The organism is Streptomyces sp. NPDC006711, assembly GCF_042869775.1.
Classification (GTDB): Bacteria; Actinomycetota; Actinomycetes; order Streptomycetales; family Streptomycetaceae; genus Streptomyces.
The window spans coordinates 25,844-40,656 of record NZ_JBIAGO010000012.1 but is presented as its reverse complement, the minus strand read 5'-3'; the positions used below and the strand labels follow the sequence as shown (position 1 = coordinate 40,656).

Annotated in this window: 12 protein-coding genes; 7 read left to right on the top strand and 5 right to left on the bottom strand. The window is 71.6% G+C overall.

Annotated elements, in window-relative coordinates:
- The first annotated feature begins 259 nt into the window (after positions 1–259).
- From ACFYM2_RS22875 to ACFYM2_RS22855, 5 genes are all read left to right on the top strand, one after another.
- Positions 260–847: a hypothetical protein gene (locus ACFYM2_RS22875; protein WP_359001722.1), complete on the top strand. Its 588-nt coding sequence runs from the start codon at positions 260–262 to the stop codon at positions 845–847.
- 13 nt (positions 848–860) lie between these two features.
- Complete coding sequence (locus ACFYM2_RS22870) at positions 861–1,034, top strand: hypothetical protein (RefSeq protein ID WP_267058684.1); 174 nt, start codon at positions 861–863, stop codon at positions 1,032–1,034.
- A gap of 127 nt (positions 1,035–1,161) precedes the next feature.
- The gene (locus ACFYM2_RS22865; protein WP_388461255.1) at positions 1,162–1,602 is read left to right on the top strand and encodes a BlaI/MecI/CopY family transcriptional regulator; all 441 of its coding nucleotides are present in this window, start codon (positions 1,162–1,164) and stop codon (positions 1,600–1,602) included.
- Between the two features lie 9 nt (positions 1,603–1,611).
- On the top strand, positions 1,612–2,142 hold the full coding sequence (locus ACFYM2_RS22860) for an amino-acid N-acetyltransferase (RefSeq protein ID WP_350231933.1): 531 nt from the start codon (positions 1,612–1,614) through the stop codon (positions 2,140–2,142).
- 153 nt (positions 2,143–2,295) lie between these two features.
- Positions 2,296–2,637, top strand: a complete 342-nt coding sequence (locus tag ACFYM2_RS22855; RefSeq protein ID WP_350231934.1) for an Lsr2 family protein — start codon at positions 2,296–2,298, stop codon at positions 2,635–2,637.
- Here ACFYM2_RS22855 and ACFYM2_RS22850 read toward each other — a convergent pair.
- Positions 2,616–3,251 (bottom strand): SCO3374 family protein, encoded by a 636-nt coding sequence (locus tag ACFYM2_RS22850; protein ID WP_359001650.1) that lies wholly within the window; start codon positions 3,249–3,251, stop codon positions 2,616–2,618. The genes ACFYM2_RS22855 and ACFYM2_RS22850 overlap by 22 nt on opposite strands.
- 430 nt (positions 3,252–3,681) lie before the next feature.
- Between ACFYM2_RS22850 and ACFYM2_RS22845 the strand changes: the two genes are divergently transcribed.
- Positions 3,682–6,207: an ATP-dependent Clp protease ATP-binding subunit gene (locus ACFYM2_RS22845; RefSeq protein WP_120722094.1), complete on the top strand. Its 2,526-nt coding sequence runs from the start codon at positions 3,682–3,684 to the stop codon at positions 6,205–6,207.
- A 91-nt stretch (positions 6,208–6,298) separates the two neighbouring features.
- Here ACFYM2_RS22845 and ACFYM2_RS22840 read toward each other — a convergent pair whose 3' ends face one another.
- The 3 genes from ACFYM2_RS22840 to ACFYM2_RS22830 form a co-directional block, all read right to left on the bottom strand.
- Positions 6,299–9,523, bottom strand: a complete 3,225-nt coding sequence (locus ACFYM2_RS22840) for an NACHT domain-containing protein (protein WP_388838652.1) — start codon at positions 9,521–9,523, stop codon at positions 6,299–6,301.
- The gene (locus ACFYM2_RS22835; protein ID WP_388838649.1) at positions 9,520–9,867 is read right to left on the bottom strand and encodes a trypco2 family protein; all 348 of its coding nucleotides are present in this window, start codon (positions 9,865–9,867) and stop codon (positions 9,520–9,522) included. Before ACFYM2_RS22835 ends, ACFYM2_RS22840 begins: the two co-directional genes overlap by 4 nt.
- Positions 9,868–9,966: 99 nt before the next feature.
- On the bottom strand, positions 9,967–13,245 hold the full coding sequence (locus tag ACFYM2_RS22830) for an NACHT domain-containing protein (RefSeq protein ID WP_388838646.1): 3,279 nt from the start codon (positions 13,243–13,245) through the stop codon (positions 9,967–9,969).
- Between the two features lie 325 nt (positions 13,246–13,570).
- Between ACFYM2_RS22830 and ACFYM2_RS22825 the strand changes: the two genes are divergently transcribed.
- The gene (locus ACFYM2_RS22825; RefSeq protein ID WP_388838643.1) at positions 13,571–14,218 is read left to right on the top strand and encodes a M23 family metallopeptidase; all 648 of its coding nucleotides are present in this window, start codon (positions 13,571–13,573) and stop codon (positions 14,216–14,218) included.
- A 7-nt stretch (positions 14,219–14,225) separates the two neighbouring features.
- On the opposite strand, the gene ACFYM2_RS22820 is transcribed toward ACFYM2_RS22825, so the two are convergent.
- A complete protein-coding gene (locus tag ACFYM2_RS22820) occupies positions 14,226–14,798 on the bottom strand; it encodes a helix-turn-helix domain-containing protein (RefSeq protein WP_359001665.1) in 573 nt (190 codons plus the stop codon).
- Between the last annotated feature and the right edge of the window lie 15 nt (positions 14,799–14,813).

Here is a 14,813-nt window from a genome sequence, read left to right as displayed (position 1 = left end):
ATGGGGCCCAGCGTCGGGCCCCGCGCGTCGGGCCTCCCCGCATCCGGCCGCGCGCATCGGACCCCGCGCGCGCCGGGCCCCGCATCGCCCCCCCGGCCCCGCGCGTCGGGCCACCCGCACCGACCGCCCGCACCGGCCGCGCAGCCACCCCCGTGGTCGGCCACGGAGAGACGCGCCCGATATCACACCATTAAGCCGATTTTGTCCCTGTAGCACGTATCGTCACCGCATGCCCACGCCATACGGATCCCGAGGCGGCATGGCGTTCGGCGCGGACGAGCTGCGTGTGCTCCGTCGCGCTCTTGCCATCGCCCTGCACCCCGCCACCGCTCAGGACGAGGACATCCAGGACTGCCTGCGCCTGGCCGGTTCCGTGGACGAGGCCGTCCGCGAGGCCGAGCGGCTGCGGGCCTTCCTGCTGGCCGATCTCGCCCGCTACCGTGACGCGCTCCCCGGCTCGCTGCCCGGCTACACGGAGCTGTTGCAGGACGCCCTGGCGACCGGCTACGACCCCGGGCCGGACGACCTGGCCGCCCTGCGCGCCCTGCGCGCCAACCCGGTCTGCGCGGCCCTCCTCGAGCGCTGCCGGGTGCTGGCGGAACGTTCCGTACGGGCCCGCCTGGCCGGCCGGGCCGCCACCGCGCCCGCCCCGCGCACCCGGCTCCTCACCCTGGTGGGCGACCACGCGGACGACGACAAGCGCGGGGACGCCGAGCCACGGCCGAGCGCCCCGGCCCGCCCCGCGCCCGCGACGCCCCTGCCCGGCCGCCCCGTGCCCAAGCCCTCCGAGGCGTTCCCGCCACGCCGCCGTCCCGTGCCCCCACCGGAGGAACGGCGGGCGGGCTAGCTACTCTGTCCCCATGGACTACGTTTCCGCGCTTCTGCCCCCCGTGGTGATGGCCATCTTCTTCACCGCGCTCGTCGTGACGATCGTGAAGAGCCAGGGCGGTCCCAACAAGGGCAAGGAGGACGCGGCCGTGGACAGCGCGCTCGCGCGCGCCGAGGCCGCCCAGCAGAAGCCCGCCGCCTCCTGACCCCACCGGTCGGGCGGGCCGAGGAGAGACCGGGGGCGCACGGGGTATTTCCCTTCGTGCGCCCTTTTTGCTGCGTCCGGACTGCAAATAACCAGCCATTCGCGACATCTCCCACTATGGTGCAGATGTGCCCCGTCAATTGGGAGAGCTGGAAGACGCCGTCATGACCCGCGTCTGGCAGTGGAACCGTCCGGTGACCGTCCGGGAAGTCCTCGAAGACCTCCAGCGGGAACGGTCGATCGCCTACACCACGGTCATGACCGTAATGGACAATCTCCATCAGAAGGGCTGGGTCCGCAGGGAAGTCGACGGGCGGGCCTATCGATATACGGCGGTCTCCACACGGGCCGCGTACGCCGCCGCCCTGATGAACGAAGCCTGGTCCCGCAGCGACAACCGGGCGGCCGCGCTCGTCGCCTTCTTCGGCATGATGTCCCCCGAGGAGCGCGAAGCACTCCGCGATGCCGTACGCATGGTGCAGGAGCCGGAACCCGAACACCCCCGCGAACCAGAACCCGAACAGGGATCCGAAGAGGGCGATGTGTCCGGCGACAGCGCGGGACGATAGCGTCCGGACATGTCTTATCCCGCCGCGAATGCGGTCACCGTCCGCCGGGCCAGGACCGGCGATGTGCGAGCCGTGCGAAGCCTTCTCGACGCGTACGTCGGCGACGGGATCCTGCTCGACAAAGCGACCGTCACGCTTTACGAGTCCATCCAGGAGTTCTGGGTGGCCGAACGGGACTCCGACGCCCGGGTGGTGGGCTGCGGGGCGCTGCACGTGATGTGGGAAGACCTCGCCGAAGTGCGTACTCTCGCGGTGGATCCCGAGTTCCAGGGCTCCGGCATCGGACATCTGGTGCTCGGCAAGCTGCTCCAGACCGCGCGTTGGCTCGGAGTGCGGCGGGTTTTCTGCCTGACGTTCGAAGTCGCCTTCTTCGCGAAGCACGGGTTCACGGAGATCGGGGAGACTCCCGTCGATACCGTGGACACAGATGTCTACAGCGAGCTGCTGCGCTCCTATGACGAGGGCGTCGCGGAGTTCCTGGGTCTCGAACGAGTGAAGCCGAACACCTTGGGCAACACCCGGATGCTTCTGCACCTGTGATCGGGGAAGCGGCGGGAAGCTGTCGGATCCCTATGTCCGAATCGCGTATGTTTCCCGTGGAGCGGGGATCCTGAACCTCTCCTGGGGGTTTGTGTTTTCCCGGCAAAAGCGGTTTCCTTTCCGCGTACTGCATTTTCGATGAAAGGAAATCCGGTGGCACAGAAGGTTCAGGTCCTTCTTGTCGATGACCTCGACGGTGGCGAGGCTGACGAGACCGTGACGTTCGCTCTTGACGGGAAGAGCTTCGAGATCGACCTCACCACCGCCAACGCGGACAAGCTCCGGGGTCTTCTTGAGCCCTACGTGAAGAGCGGCCGGCGCACCGGTGGCCGCGCTGCGGGCGGCCGCGGCAAGACGCGTGGCGCGCTGCTCGGTTCCGGCAACCAGAACACCGCCGAGATCCGCAAGTGGGCCAAGGAGCAGGGTTACAACGTGAACGACCGCGGCCGCGTCCCGGCGGAAATCCGTGAGGCCTACGAGAAGCAGAACGGCTGAGTTCCCGCGTTCCCCGCACCACCGGGGGACCGCGCGTGAATCAACCGGGCCCGGTGGCATTCCGTCGCCGCCGCGGCCACGAGGCGCACGAGGCTCAGGCCCGTGGCCAGGCCGCCCGCCGGGGCGGTTCCCGGGCCGCCGCACATGCCCTTCCCGCCGGCGCCACCGCACTGGGCGACCCCGGTGAAGGACGGGAGCCGCGCCTCCACCTCGCACCCCGGCTCGGGGGGCCGCAGCCACACGGCGGCCCCCCGCGAGCCGGAGCGGCCGGGCCGCACGGGGGCGGGAATGCGGCCGCCGGCGCCGATCGCCGTCAGATCGAGGCCGACGCCGCCCCACTCCAGCCAGTCGAGCAGCCCCGGCAGCTCTTCGGCGCTCCCGGCCGCCACCAGCAGCCGCATCCGCCGTCCCGCGAGGGCGACGGGACCGGTGTTCTCGTACCGATCGAGGACCGCGAACCCCGCGGTGGCCGGCAGTTCGAGGACGTCGAAGCGGAGCCCGGTCAGCAGCTGGACGGGGGGACCGGCCGCGACGGCCCAGCCCAGCTCGCGCTCGTACCACTGCGCGAGCGGACCATCCAGGGGGGCGCGGGGTGCCGGCACGGTGAGGGCCATGCCCGGAGCAACTGGAGAAACGGCGCCGAGTTACGCTTGGTTCCCGTCCGGATGCGCTGCGTCGCCGGATTCGGGGCGCCCGGGGGCTCGCGGGGCCGCAAGGCTGTTCGCCCGTAGCTTAGGGAACCGGGGTCCGCCGCATGGACTGTCGGTCCGGACGGGTAAGACATTCCTAGTGGGGAGGGGCGACACGCTCGCCAGACGCTTTCACGTTCGCCATCGGCGTAGTGGAGACAAGGGTATCTGTCTGGCCTGCGGGAACATCGTCTCGCACCATCGGGTTGGAGCAGTTGTCGGCTGTTCGGGCCGGGAGGCATGGAACGGGTGTCGGCAGTTGGAATGAGCTGTCCCGCCCTGCGGGACTAGCATGCGGAAGGACAAGGAGGGGACCGCCCCCTTACTGCCCGACCGCTCTGAGGAGCGATTAACGATGTTCGAGAGGTTCACCGACCGCGCGCGGCGGGTTGTCGTCCTGGCTCAGGAAGAAGCCCGGATGCTCAACCACAACTACATCGGCACCGAGCACATCCTCCTGGGACTGATCCACGAGGGTGAGGGTGTCGCCGCTAAGGCCCTGGAGAGCCTCGGGATTTCGCTCGAGGCGGTCCGCCAGCAGGTGGAGGAGATCATCGGTCAGGGCCAGCAGGCCCCGTCCGGGCACATTCCCTTCACCCCTCGCGCCAAGAAGGTCCTGGAGCTTTCGCTCCGCGAGGCCCTCCAGCTCGGCCACAACTACATCGGCACCGAGCACATCCTGCTCGGCCTGATCCGCGAGGGCGAGGGCGTCGCCGCCCAGGTCCTCGTGAAGCTGGGCGCCGATCTCAACCGGGTGCGGCAGCAGGTCATCCAGCTGCTCTCCGGCTACCAGGGCAAGGAAGCCGCCACCGCCGGCGGCCCCGCGGAGGGCACCCCCTCCACGTCCCTGGTGCTCGACCAGTTCGGCCGCAACCTGACGCAGGCCGCTCGCGAATCCAAGCTCGACCCGGTCATCGGGCGCGAGAAGGAGATCGAGCGCGTCATGCAGGTGCTGTCGCGCCGCACCAAGAACAACCCGGTGCTCATCGGCGAGCCCGGCGTCGGCAAGACCGCCGTCGTCGAGGGTCTGGCCCAGGCGATCGTCAAGGGCGAAGTGCCCGAGACGCTGAAGGACAAGCACCTCTACACGCTGGACCTCGGCGCCCTGGTCGCCGGCTCCCGCTACCGCGGTGACTTCGAGGAGCGCCTGAAGAAGGTCCTCAAGGAGATCCGCACCCGCGGCGACATCATCCTGTTCATCGACGAGCTCCACACCCTGGTGGGTGCGGGCGCCGCCGAGGGCGCGATCGACGCGGCGAGCATCCTCAAGCCGATGCTGGCCCGAGGTGAGCTCCAGACCATCGGCGCCACCACGCTGGACGAGTACCGCAAGCACCTGGAGAAGGACGCGGCCCTCGAGCGCCGCTTCCAGCCCATCCAGGTCGCCGAGCCGTCGCTGCCGCACACCATCGAGATCCTCAAGGGGCTGCGCGACCGCTACGAGGCCCACCACCGCGTCTCCATCACGGACGAGGCGCTGGTCCAGGCCGCGACGCTGGCCGACCGGTACATCTCGGACCGCTTCCTGCCGGACAAGGCGATCGACCTGATCGACGAGGCCGGCTCCCGGATGCGCATCCGCCGGATGACCGCGCCGCCGGACCTGCGCGAGTTCGACGAGAAGATCGCGGGCGTGCGCCGCGACAAGGAGTCGGCCATCGACTCCCAGGACTTCGAGAAGGCGGCCTCTCTCCGCGACAAGGAGAAGCAGCTGCTCGCCGCGAAGGCCAAGCGCGAGAAGGAGTGGAAGGCCGGCGACATGGACGTCGTCGCCGAGGTCGACGGCGAGCTGATCGCCGAGGTCCTGGCCACGGCCACGGGCATCCCTGTCTTCAAGCTCACCGAGGAGGAGTCCTCGCGGCTGCTGCGCATGGAGGACGAGCTCCACAAGCGCGTCATCGGCCAGAAGGACGCCATCAAGGCGCTCTCGCAGGCCATCCGTCGTACGCGTGCCGGTCTGAAGGACCCCAAGCGCCCCGGTGGCTCGTTCATCTTCGCCGGCCCGTCCGGTGTCGGTAAGACCGAGCTCTCCAAGACGCTGGCGGAATTCCTCTTCGGCGACGAGGACGCGCTGATCTCCCTCGACATGTCGGAGTTCAGCGAGAAGCACACGGTTTCCCGCCTCTTCGGTTCGCCCCCCGGTTACGTGGGTTACGAAGAGGGTGGCCAGCTCACCGAGAAGGTGCGCCGCAAGCCGTTCTCCGTCGTCCTGTTCGACGAGGTCGAGAAGGCCCACCCCGATATCTTCAATTCCCTGCTCCAGATTCTGGAAGACGGTCGCCTGACCGACTCCCAGGGCCGGGTCGTGGACTTCAAGAACACGGTCATCATCATGACGACCAACCTCGGGACCCGGGACATCTCCAAGGGCTTCAACCTGGGCTTCGCGGCGCAGGGTGACGTCAAGACCGGGTACGACCGGATGAAGGCCAAGGTCAACGAGGAGCTGAAGCAGCACTTCCGCCCCGAGTTCCTGAACCGTGTCGACGACACCGTGGTCTTCCACCAGCTGACCGAGGAAGACATCATCCAGATCGTCGACCTCATGATCGACAAGGTGGACGAGCGCCTGAAGGACCGCGACATGGGCATCGAGCTCAATGCCGAGGCCAAGTCGCTGCTCGCCAAGAAGGGCTACGACCCGATCATGGGCGCCCGGCCGCTGCGCCGGACGATCCAGCGGGAGATCGAGGACATCCTCTCCGAGAAGATCCTCTTCGGTGAGCTGCGCCCCGGTCACATCGTGGTCATCGGCACCGAGGGCGAGGGTGAGGAGAAGAAGTTCACCTTCCGCGGCGAGGAGAAGTCGGCGCTGCCCGACGTCCCCCCGATCGAGGACGCGGCCGCCGGCGGCGGTCCGAACCTGAGCAAGGAGGCGTAGTCCTCCCCGGAGGCCTCGCCTGAAGGGGCCGGCCCGGCCCGTACACACCGTACGAGCCGGGCCGGCCCCTTTTTCCGTGGGCCCTCCGCGTCTACGGGGCGAGTGGGCCGCCGTTGACGGTGATCGTCAGGCCCGGGCGGCGCAGCAGGGCGGCCGGGTTCCAGGAGCCGGCCTGTACGGTGCCGACCGCGAGGTCGACCGTCGTCAGCGCGGGGAACACCGTGAGGACCGCGCCGAGGTCGCCGTCGGAGTTGGCGAGCCACAGGTCGAGATGGCGTACGCCGGGCAGCGGCGCGACGCCGGCCAGGGCGGCCACCGAGCTCAGTGCCACCCCGAGCCTGGTGATGCCGGGGCGCCCGCGCACATACGTGAGCAGCCGCCGGGTGGTGGCCGACGAGGACGGGGCGAGTTCCAGGTGGGTCAGGGCGGGCCAGCGGCTCAGCGCGTCGAACCCGGCGACCTGGTCGGCCTCCAGGTGCAAGGTGGTGACGCCGGGCAGGACGGGCAGCTGGGACAGGTACAGATCGGTGCTGCTGCCGAACAGCAGGGTGCGCAGGGCGGGCGCGGCGCCGAGCGGGGAGAGGTCGACCTCCTGGGCCGCCATGTCGAGCAGTCCGAGCGAGGACAGTCTCGGCAGCCGGGCGAGCTGGGACAGGTCGCGCAGGCCCGAGCCGCGCAGTACTTCCAGGTCCGCGAGGCAGTCCGCGCTGTCGCGCAGGAAGCAGAGGCCGTCCAGGCGCTCGGTGCCGTTCAGGCGCAGCGCCGTCACGGTGCGCCCGCGCAGGGCGCCGCCCAGTTCCGCCGCCGTGAGGTCGGGCGGCAGGGTGATCCACAGCCGGTGGGCGCCGGGGACGTGCGGGAGCTGGGCCAGTTGCCGGCGGGTCTCCAGATGCAGCCGGGCCGCGTTCAGGTCGAGGGTGGCCAGGACGTCACGGGCGTACCGCTCGGCGGGGTAGCGCGACCACTCGGCGGCGAACAGGTCGGCCGCGCCCGGGTGCGCGGCCGCCCAGGCCCGGGCGTGCTCGACGCCCTCCGCGCCGCCGACCCGGTTGATGAGCCCCACCACATGGGCCAGCGCCTCGGGGGCCGCCCGGTCCGGCGCCGGCAGGTGGGTCAGGACGGAGGGACCGAGGCGCGCGAGCAGGGTGACGGTCTCCAGGTCGCGCGGCGGGAGCAGCGCCTCGATGTGCTCGCCGACGCGGCGCGCGGTGGTCTCGTCGAGGTAGGCGGCGTGCTGGGCGCAGCGGGCCGCGAGCACCTGGATCTTCGCCCGGTCCTGGTGGCCGCGCCTGTGGGCCCCCGCGTCCAGGAGCCCGTTGACCAGGACGGCCCGGTCGCGGCGGCCGCAGTGCCCGGCGGCGAGCAGGATCACGTCCTGCCACTGCTGTTCCTCCGCCGCGTGCCGCAGGAGCTCGCCGAGGTGGCCGTCCTCGACGAACTCCTTGGCGGCGAGGAAGTCCTGGAAGGTGCGGTGGGTGAACTGGAAGACGTTGTCGGCGCGTTCCTGGAGCAGTCCGCTGCGGTTGAGCAGATGCCGCAGCACGTCTTCGGGGGCGCCCTGGGCGCGTACGTTCTCCATGCCGGACAGCGCCCGCTCCAGCTGGCGCAGCGCCTGGTCGCGGGTGAACTCCGACTGGCCCTCGCGCACCAGCCACACCGCGATCCGCTGGAGCAGTTCGGTGCATTCCTCCGCGCTGATCTCCAGGCCTTCGGGTGCCTCCACCTTGCGCTGCTGGTCCCGGTTGCCGAGCAGCATCCGCAGGGCCGCCTCGTACAGTTTCCAGCGGGTGTCGGGCAGGAAGCCCTGGCGCAGCCGGTGCAGGGCGCAGATGACGGCGCACAGCAGCGGGGTGCGGGCCAGACCGCGCAGGGTGCTGTTCTGCCTGAACTGCTCGGACAGTTCGCGTTCCAGCTCGTCCAGGTCCTCGTGCGGGCCGCTGTCGAGGCGGGCCGCGCGGTGCCAGGCGGCGATGAACGCGGTGATGTCCTCGTCGTTCATCGGGAGCAGCCGCAGCTCCTCGAAGCCGGCGTACTTCAGCCAGTCGGGCTCGACCGCCATGGGGCGTACCGTCACCACGCAGCGGGTGCGCGGATAGCGGTCAAGGAGCGCGGCGAGCCAGCGGTGGGCCTCCTCGCGGTCCTCCTGCGGCACCTCGTCCAGGCCGTCCACCAGGAGCAGCGCCTGCCCGGTCCGCAGTACGCGCCCGGCCCAGCCCTCGGGCGCCGCGTCCACCACCAGGCGTGCGGCGCTGGGGAGTTGGGAGGGCAGCGGGAAGGTGGCCCCCTGGGCGCGCAGGCTGCGCAGCGGCACCACGAACGGGACGAGCGCGTTGAGGTCGGCGAGCCCGGGGCCGAGCCGGCCCGCCGCCGCGTGGGCCGCGAGCCACCACACCAGGGTGGTCTTGCCCGCGCCCGCCTCGCCGCGGATGAGGACGCGCGGGCGCGAGGCGAGCAGCGCGTCGATGCGCTGGGGCGCGCTGTCCATCAGGGCCCGGCCTGCCTGGGGCGGCTCACTGGCCTTGGGTCTCGCCTCCAGACTGAGGTAGGCGGTGTCCAGGTCCCACTCGGAGTCCCGCTTGTTCAGCTCGTCCAGGCCGAAGATCTTCGTCTTGCGGTACGAGGCGCCGATGGCCTCCGCGTACTCCCGCTCGTAGAGCTGGTCCTCCAGGGGTACGCCGGTGACCGGCTCCAGGACCGGCACGGCGGCCAGGGTGGCGAACGCGGCGCGCAGGCCCTCCGCCTCGAAGACGGCGCGCAGCGGCACGCACACCACGCGGCGGTGCGCCCGGCCGCGCGGGATCTCCTTGACCAGGCCGAGCAGGGTGGCCCCCGCGAACAGCGGCGCACCCGAGAGGCCCGCGAGCGGCGAGCGTCCGTCGGCGCGCTCGGCGGCCGGTGGCCGGTGCAGTTCGCAGACCAGGTCGCCGCGCCGGCACCCCGCGACCGGCAGGACGGCGCCGACGAACTGGTCGTAGTCGAGGTGGTGGTCGGCGCCGTAGCGCTGGATGTCGGGGAAGCCGATGATCTCGCAGCCCGGCAGTGACTGCGCGGTGTCGACGGCGCCGAGCCGCAGCGTTCCCGGCAGCAGCTCCTCGTCGCTGTAGAGCAGCGCGGCGTCCAACTCCTCGTCCCGCCACAGGGCTTGGGCGCTCACCTCTCCGATGGCGGGGTGGGCGAGCCGGACGGGCGCGGCGCCGGCCAGGTTGTGCGCGCAGGTCAGCACCAGCCAGGGCGAGACGATGACGCCGCTGCCCTGGCGGTCCTCGGACAGGACGGCCACGACCCGGTCGGCGGTCGTGGGCGGTCCTGGGCTCATCGCGGGCCGGCCTCGAACCGGCCGGGCCGGTCGTTGCCGACCCGCCACGCCGAGCCGTCGCCGGCGGCGTGCGGTGTGAGCGTGAAGGACACCTTGTGGGTGCGCGCGCTGGTCCGCCCGGCGTCCGCCCCGGCGTCCACCACCCAGGCCCGCACCTTGGCGCCGCCCTTGATCTCCTTGCGGAGTTCGAGCGTGAACTCCATGTGGATGTCGCCGAGTTCGAAGACCAGCGCCCGCCCGCTCGCCCGCGCGGCGGCGTCGGTGAGCTGATCCCGTACGGACTCGATGGCGTCGGCCAGCTCGATCCCGTCGAACCCTTCGAACGCGGCTTCCTCTTCGGTCATGGTGCGCCCCCTCGCCTAGGCCTCAATTCTGCTGCTGGGCAAGGGAGTTGGAACAGGGGTGGGAACGGATGGTGTCGCGCGGGCAAGGGGGCCTGGGTGTCACCGATCGTGGCGGAGGGGACGTCCCCTGCCGGTCAGGCGGATGCCCGGGGCGAGCGCTTCCGTCCCGGACAGCGCGACCGGCGGGAGGTCCACCGTCCTCAGGTCCGGGCAGGCGGCGAGCGCGCTCACGTCCAGTGCGGCCGCGACCCGGCGGCCGCCGGAGACGAGCAGGTCCTGGACGTGGGGGAAGAGCGTGGGAATCCGGTCGAGGGCCGTCTGGGAGGGCGCTTCCAGGAGGAGGGTCCGGATCCGGTCGAGCCGGGCCGATGGCGGCGCTGTGTCCGTGGACTGCCCGGTCACGGCCAGGGTGCGCAGGTCGGGCAGCCACGCCAGCACGGTCCAGTCGGACGCGTCGCGCGGGCTGTTGCGCGGCCCCAGGCGCAGGGTGGTGAGCGAGGCGAAACGCGTCAGGCCGCGCAGACCGTCGGCGGGCCGCCCGGCCTTCCGCAGGTTCAGCGTCCGCAACGGCGCTCCCCTCGGCAGGTCGGAGAGCCGCCACCCCCAGCCGTGCTCGTCCAGGGCCAGGCTTTCGAGCTGGTCGAGGCCCGCGAGGGCGAACGGGTCGAGATCCGCTCCCGCCTCCAGGGCCAGGGTCCGCAGCGGCAGCCGGGTCAGCTGGGTGAGGTCCCTGAGGCGTCCGCAGCCGCTCAGTGTCAGATCGGTGAGCGCGTCCTGATCGGCCAGGAACGCCAGGCTCCGCAGCTCCGGGTTCTCCTGGAGGCGCAGCCCGGTCAGCCGCGCCCGCTCCGTGTAGGCGCGCAGCGCGTCCGGCGACAGGCCGTTGCGGGCATCGAGGAGCGGCCGGGTGCCCAGCTCGCGCAGGGCCGCCAGCTGCTCCTCGGAGGTCACACAGAAGTACAGGCCGGCGGGGTCGAGGCGGGCGATGACCTCGTCCGCGTACTGCTGGGTGTCGAACTGGCCCCAGGACCACGAGAGTTGGGCGCGCACGCCGCGGTCCTGGCACCGGGCGAACCGCGCCATGAACGGGATCGCGCGCTCGGACCCGGTGTGCGACGCGGCGATCACCACATATGTGGCGCTCGCGGGGTCCAGCCCCTCCGGGCCCGGCAGCAGGTCCAGGATCAGCGGGCCCGCCTTGGCCAGGACGCGGGCGGCGGCGGGGCTCGCCGGGGGGATGAAGCCGGCCGTGCGCCGCTCGACCCGCGACCGCAGCGCGGGGTCGAGCTCCGCCGCGTGCTCAAGGCATGTCGCGGCCAGCATGTGCACCCGCATGCGGACGGCCGCCGAGGCGTGGTCGTCACCGAAGGACAGCAACTCGCCGAAGATCTCCCGCCGTTCACGCGGCCGGGCGTGCGCGACGGCCATCCGGATGACGTCCTCCCACTGGTCGTCGGCGGCGTGCCGCACCAGCTCGCCCCACGCCCCCTCCTCTACGGCGGCCCGCGCGCCGAGGAAGTCCTGGAAGGTGCGGTGCACGAATTCGACGGCGCCGGGGCCGGGCTCGCGGAGCAGTCCGCTGCGGTGCAGGAAGTGGGTGTAGACGGCTGCCGCGTCACCGATGCGGGCGATCTCCGGGACGGCGGGCAGCAGGTCGTCGATGATCTGCTCGGCGCGCGAACGGTCCATCTCCGTACGGCCGTTGCGGATCAGCCAGTAGGCGATGCGCTGGAGCAGCTGGAGCTGGGGCTCCTCGCGCAGCTCGGGCAGGCCGCTCATGCTGCGCTCGCGGTCGCGGCGGGTCAGGAGCATGGTGAGGGCGGCGTCGTACAGATCCTTGCGGCCGTACGGCAGGAAGCCTCGGCGGTCGCGGTGCAGGGCGCAGATCAGGCCGCACATCAGCGGGTTGGTGGCGAGCCGGCCGAGGTCGGGTTTGGCGCGTACGGAGTCGAGGAGCTGGGCCTCGTACGCGGCGAGGCTCGTCTCGTCCTCGGCGCGGGAGCGGGCGGCCCCGTGCCAGCGGCGGATGAAGGCGGCCACGTCCGACGGGCTCATGGTGGACAGGGTCAGCTCCGCGAAGTCCTCGTCGCCCAGCCAGTCCTCGCGCACGGCCGAGGGGCGCGAGGTGACGAGCCAGCGGTTGCCGGGGAAGGCGGCGATGAGGTCGCCGAGCCAGGAGCGGGTGCGGGAGCGCTCGGCGTCGGGGATCTCGTCGATGCCGTCCACCAGGACCAGGGCGCGCCCCGCCGCAAGGACGCGGGACTCCCAGCCCGGCGGCTGCTCACCCGCGAGCGGGGAGCCGACCGCCGCGAGGAACTCCTTCGGCGCGGGCAGGCGCTCGCCGTGCCGGGTCAGGGTGCGCAGGGGCAGCACGAAGGGGATGCGGTCGCGCAGATACGTCATCCGGTCGCCGTGGTCCTCGGCGCCCATGCGGGCCGCGCTGACGGCGAGCCACTGCACCAGGGTGGTCTTGCCGGAGCCCGCCTCGCCGCGCAGCAGGACCCGCTCGCGGCCGGCCAGGGCCTGGTCGGCGGGGATCGGCAGGCAGGGCGAGGCCGGCCCGGGTGTCCCCTCGGGGAAGCGGTCGATGCGGGCCGCGAGCAGGCCCGGATGCTGCTCGTAGCGGGCGGCGGAGGCGCGCAGCTGCTCGGTGAGCTCGGCCCGGGGGCCTGCGGCGGTCGCCTCCAGGCTCAGATAGGCCGCGTCGAGGGGCCAGCTGCCGGGGGAGTTGGTGAGGTCGATGCCGTAGATCGTCAATGTGCCGTGCTTGCGGGCGATCTGGGCGAGATAGCGGCGCTCGAAAGCGGCGTCGTGTCCGTCGGGGCGCGGGCTGCGCGCGATCAACTCGTCCATTTTGGCGCCGAGTTGGGCGTGGTCGCGGCTCTGGTGGACGAGGGCGGCCGGGACGAAGGTGGCGCGTTGGGTGAAGAAGTGCAGGATGTGCAGGCAGGTGGCGGCCAGCAGGCGCTCGTAGAAGTACGTGGCGTCGGCGGACAGGTGGCGCTCGGGTGCCCGGCTCGCGCGGCGCAGCGCGCGGGCGAGTCCTTCGTGGCCGAGCGCGACGGCGTCCACGTCGGTGAGGTCCAGCTCGCCGAGGGCGTACAGCGTGGCGCTGAGCGCGTCGATGACGGCCTGCTCCTCGTCGGGCGGCACGGCCCGCTCGCCGCTCCGTAAGCCCTCGCGCACCAGGGCTGCCGCGAGTTTCCGCAGGTCGGACTCGCTCAGGGTGCGCTTCTCGCCCCGGAAGGAGATACGGGAGGAGAGGCGTACGGGGTGGTCGGTCAGGCCCGCGCCCGGGCCCTCGGACACGAAGAGCTTCTTCACCAGGGGGCCGACGACGCCCACCGCGAGTTTGAGGCCTATCTGCGCGGGATCCACGGTGCGTCAGCCTAGCCAGAACGGGCGGGCCGTTGGTCCCGAACGGCGTGGGCCGGGTGGCCCGGGGGCGGTGACAAGGCGCACAGGGCCCGGGCGGCCTACTAGCGGGGATAGGGGGTGTTCGGCGGGGGCGGGGGGTATTCCCGGCCTGATCGATACGGCTTTCGGTAGTAGATGGGTGTTTTGAGCGGAGATGGGGGTTCGGGTTACCAAGGTGGGGCCGACTCGTGTGCCGTTCCGTGCGCCGGGTCCGCGCAGGCCGTCAGGACCCCGCTCACGCCGCGTCCTTGCGGCGCCCCCGTCCCCGTACCGGAAGAGATCCCGCATGCTTCGGCGCACCGCGTCCCTTGCCGCCCGTCCGTCCGTGTCCCCGCTGCGTGCCGCGCTCGTCACCGCCGTCGCGACCGGGGTGGGCGCCGTCTCGCTGCTCGGCGGTGGCGTCGCCAACGCCGGCCAGGCCAAGGCTGCCGCGCCCGCCAACGCGGTCGCGGGCCAGGCCGAGGCGCAGGCGAGGGCCGCCGCCACGGCGCAGCGGGCGGCCGCGGCCAAGGCCGCCTCCTGGGTGCACCCGGTGCGGCAGTACACGCTGAGCGCCGCCTTCGGGCTCGGCGGCTCGATGTGGTCGCACAAGCACTCCGGGCAGGACTTCGCGGTGCCCACCGGCACCCCCGTCGTGGCCGCGCACACCGGGACCGTCGTCAAGGCGGGCCCGGTCGGCGCCGGTGACGGCCCCGCGTACGGCAACGCCATCGTGATCCGGCACGCCGACAACACGTACTCGCAGTACGCCCATCTGTCCCGGATCGGTGTGCGCGTCGGCCAGCGCGTGGGCACCGGCGAGCGGATCGCGCTGTCCGGCAGCACCGGCAACTCCAGCGGCCCCCACCTGCACTTCGAGATCCGCAGGACGCCGCATTACGGCTCGGCCGTCAACCCGGTCGCGTTCCTGCGCGGGGTCGGCGTCACCGTCTGACGCGGCGCTACGGGCGGCCGCCGCCGGAATCGTGGTGGGCCTGCACGACCAGGTCGTTGGCGACTTCAAGGATGCTGGCGCGCTTCTCCTCGGGGTCGCCCTCCACGTCCTTGAGGACGAACATCCCGGCGTGCATCGAGACCAGCGCCGTGAAGCAGCGGATGCGGTCGGACATCGAGGCGTCCTCGTCCTTGAGCAGGTCAACCATCGCGTGCATCCGCTCCTTGAACGTCTCGCCGATGCTCAGCTCGCGCATGGTCGCCTGGTTCTCCTGCATGAACCGGAACAGCGGCTCCGCCCCGAACAGGGCCTTGCTGTAGCGCCGAAGGATCTCCTGCTTGACCTCAAGGGTGTGCGGCTGTTCCCTGCCCCACTCGATCAACTCGTCCATGGGCCTTGTGAGGTCCTGGAAGAGGCTGATGATGATGTCTTCCTTGGTCTTGAAGTGGTAGTAGAGCGCGGCCTTCGTCACATCCAGGCGCTCGGCGATCTCGCGCAGCGAGGTCTTCTCGTACCCCTGCTCGCCGAAGAGCTCCAGGGCAACGTCCTGGATCCGCTGGCGGGTGTTTCCTCTGGCCATGCCGCTCTCCCGAAT

Bases quoted from the DNA above. Each gene is read 5' to 3' on its own strand.
- ACFYM2_RS22875 (WP_359001722.1), top strand. From the start codon at position 260: ATGGCGTTCGGCGCGGACGAGCTGCGTGTGCTCCGTCGCGCTCTTGCC.
- ACFYM2_RS22870 (WP_267058684.1), top strand. From the start codon at position 861: ATGGACTACGTTTCCGCGCTTCTGCCCCCCGTGGTGATGGCCATCTTC.
- ACFYM2_RS22860 (WP_350231933.1), top strand. From the start codon at position 1,612: ATGTCTTATCCCGCCGCGAATGCGGTCACCGTCCGCCGGGCCAGGACC.
- ACFYM2_RS22850 (WP_359001650.1), bottom strand. From the start codon at position 3,251: ATGGCCCTCACCGTGCCGGCACCCCGCGCCCCCCTGGATGGTCCGCTC.
- ACFYM2_RS22845 (WP_120722094.1), top strand. From the start codon at position 3,682: ATGTTCGAGAGGTTCACCGACCGCGCGCGGCGGGTTGTCGTCCTGGCT.
- ACFYM2_RS22840 (WP_388838652.1), bottom strand. From the start codon at position 9,523: ATGAGCCCAGGACCGCCCACGACCGCCGACCGGGTCGTGGCCGTCCTG.
- ACFYM2_RS22835 (WP_388838649.1), bottom strand. From the start codon at position 9,867: ATGACCGAAGAGGAAGCCGCGTTCGAAGGGTTCGACGGGATCGAGCTG.
- ACFYM2_RS22825 (WP_388838643.1), top strand. From the start codon at position 13,571: ATGCTTCGGCGCACCGCGTCCCTTGCCGCCCGTCCGTCCGTGTCCCCG.
- ACFYM2_RS22820 (WP_359001665.1), bottom strand. From the start codon at position 14,798: ATGGCCAGAGGAAACACCCGCCAGCGGATCCAGGACGTTGCCCTGGAG.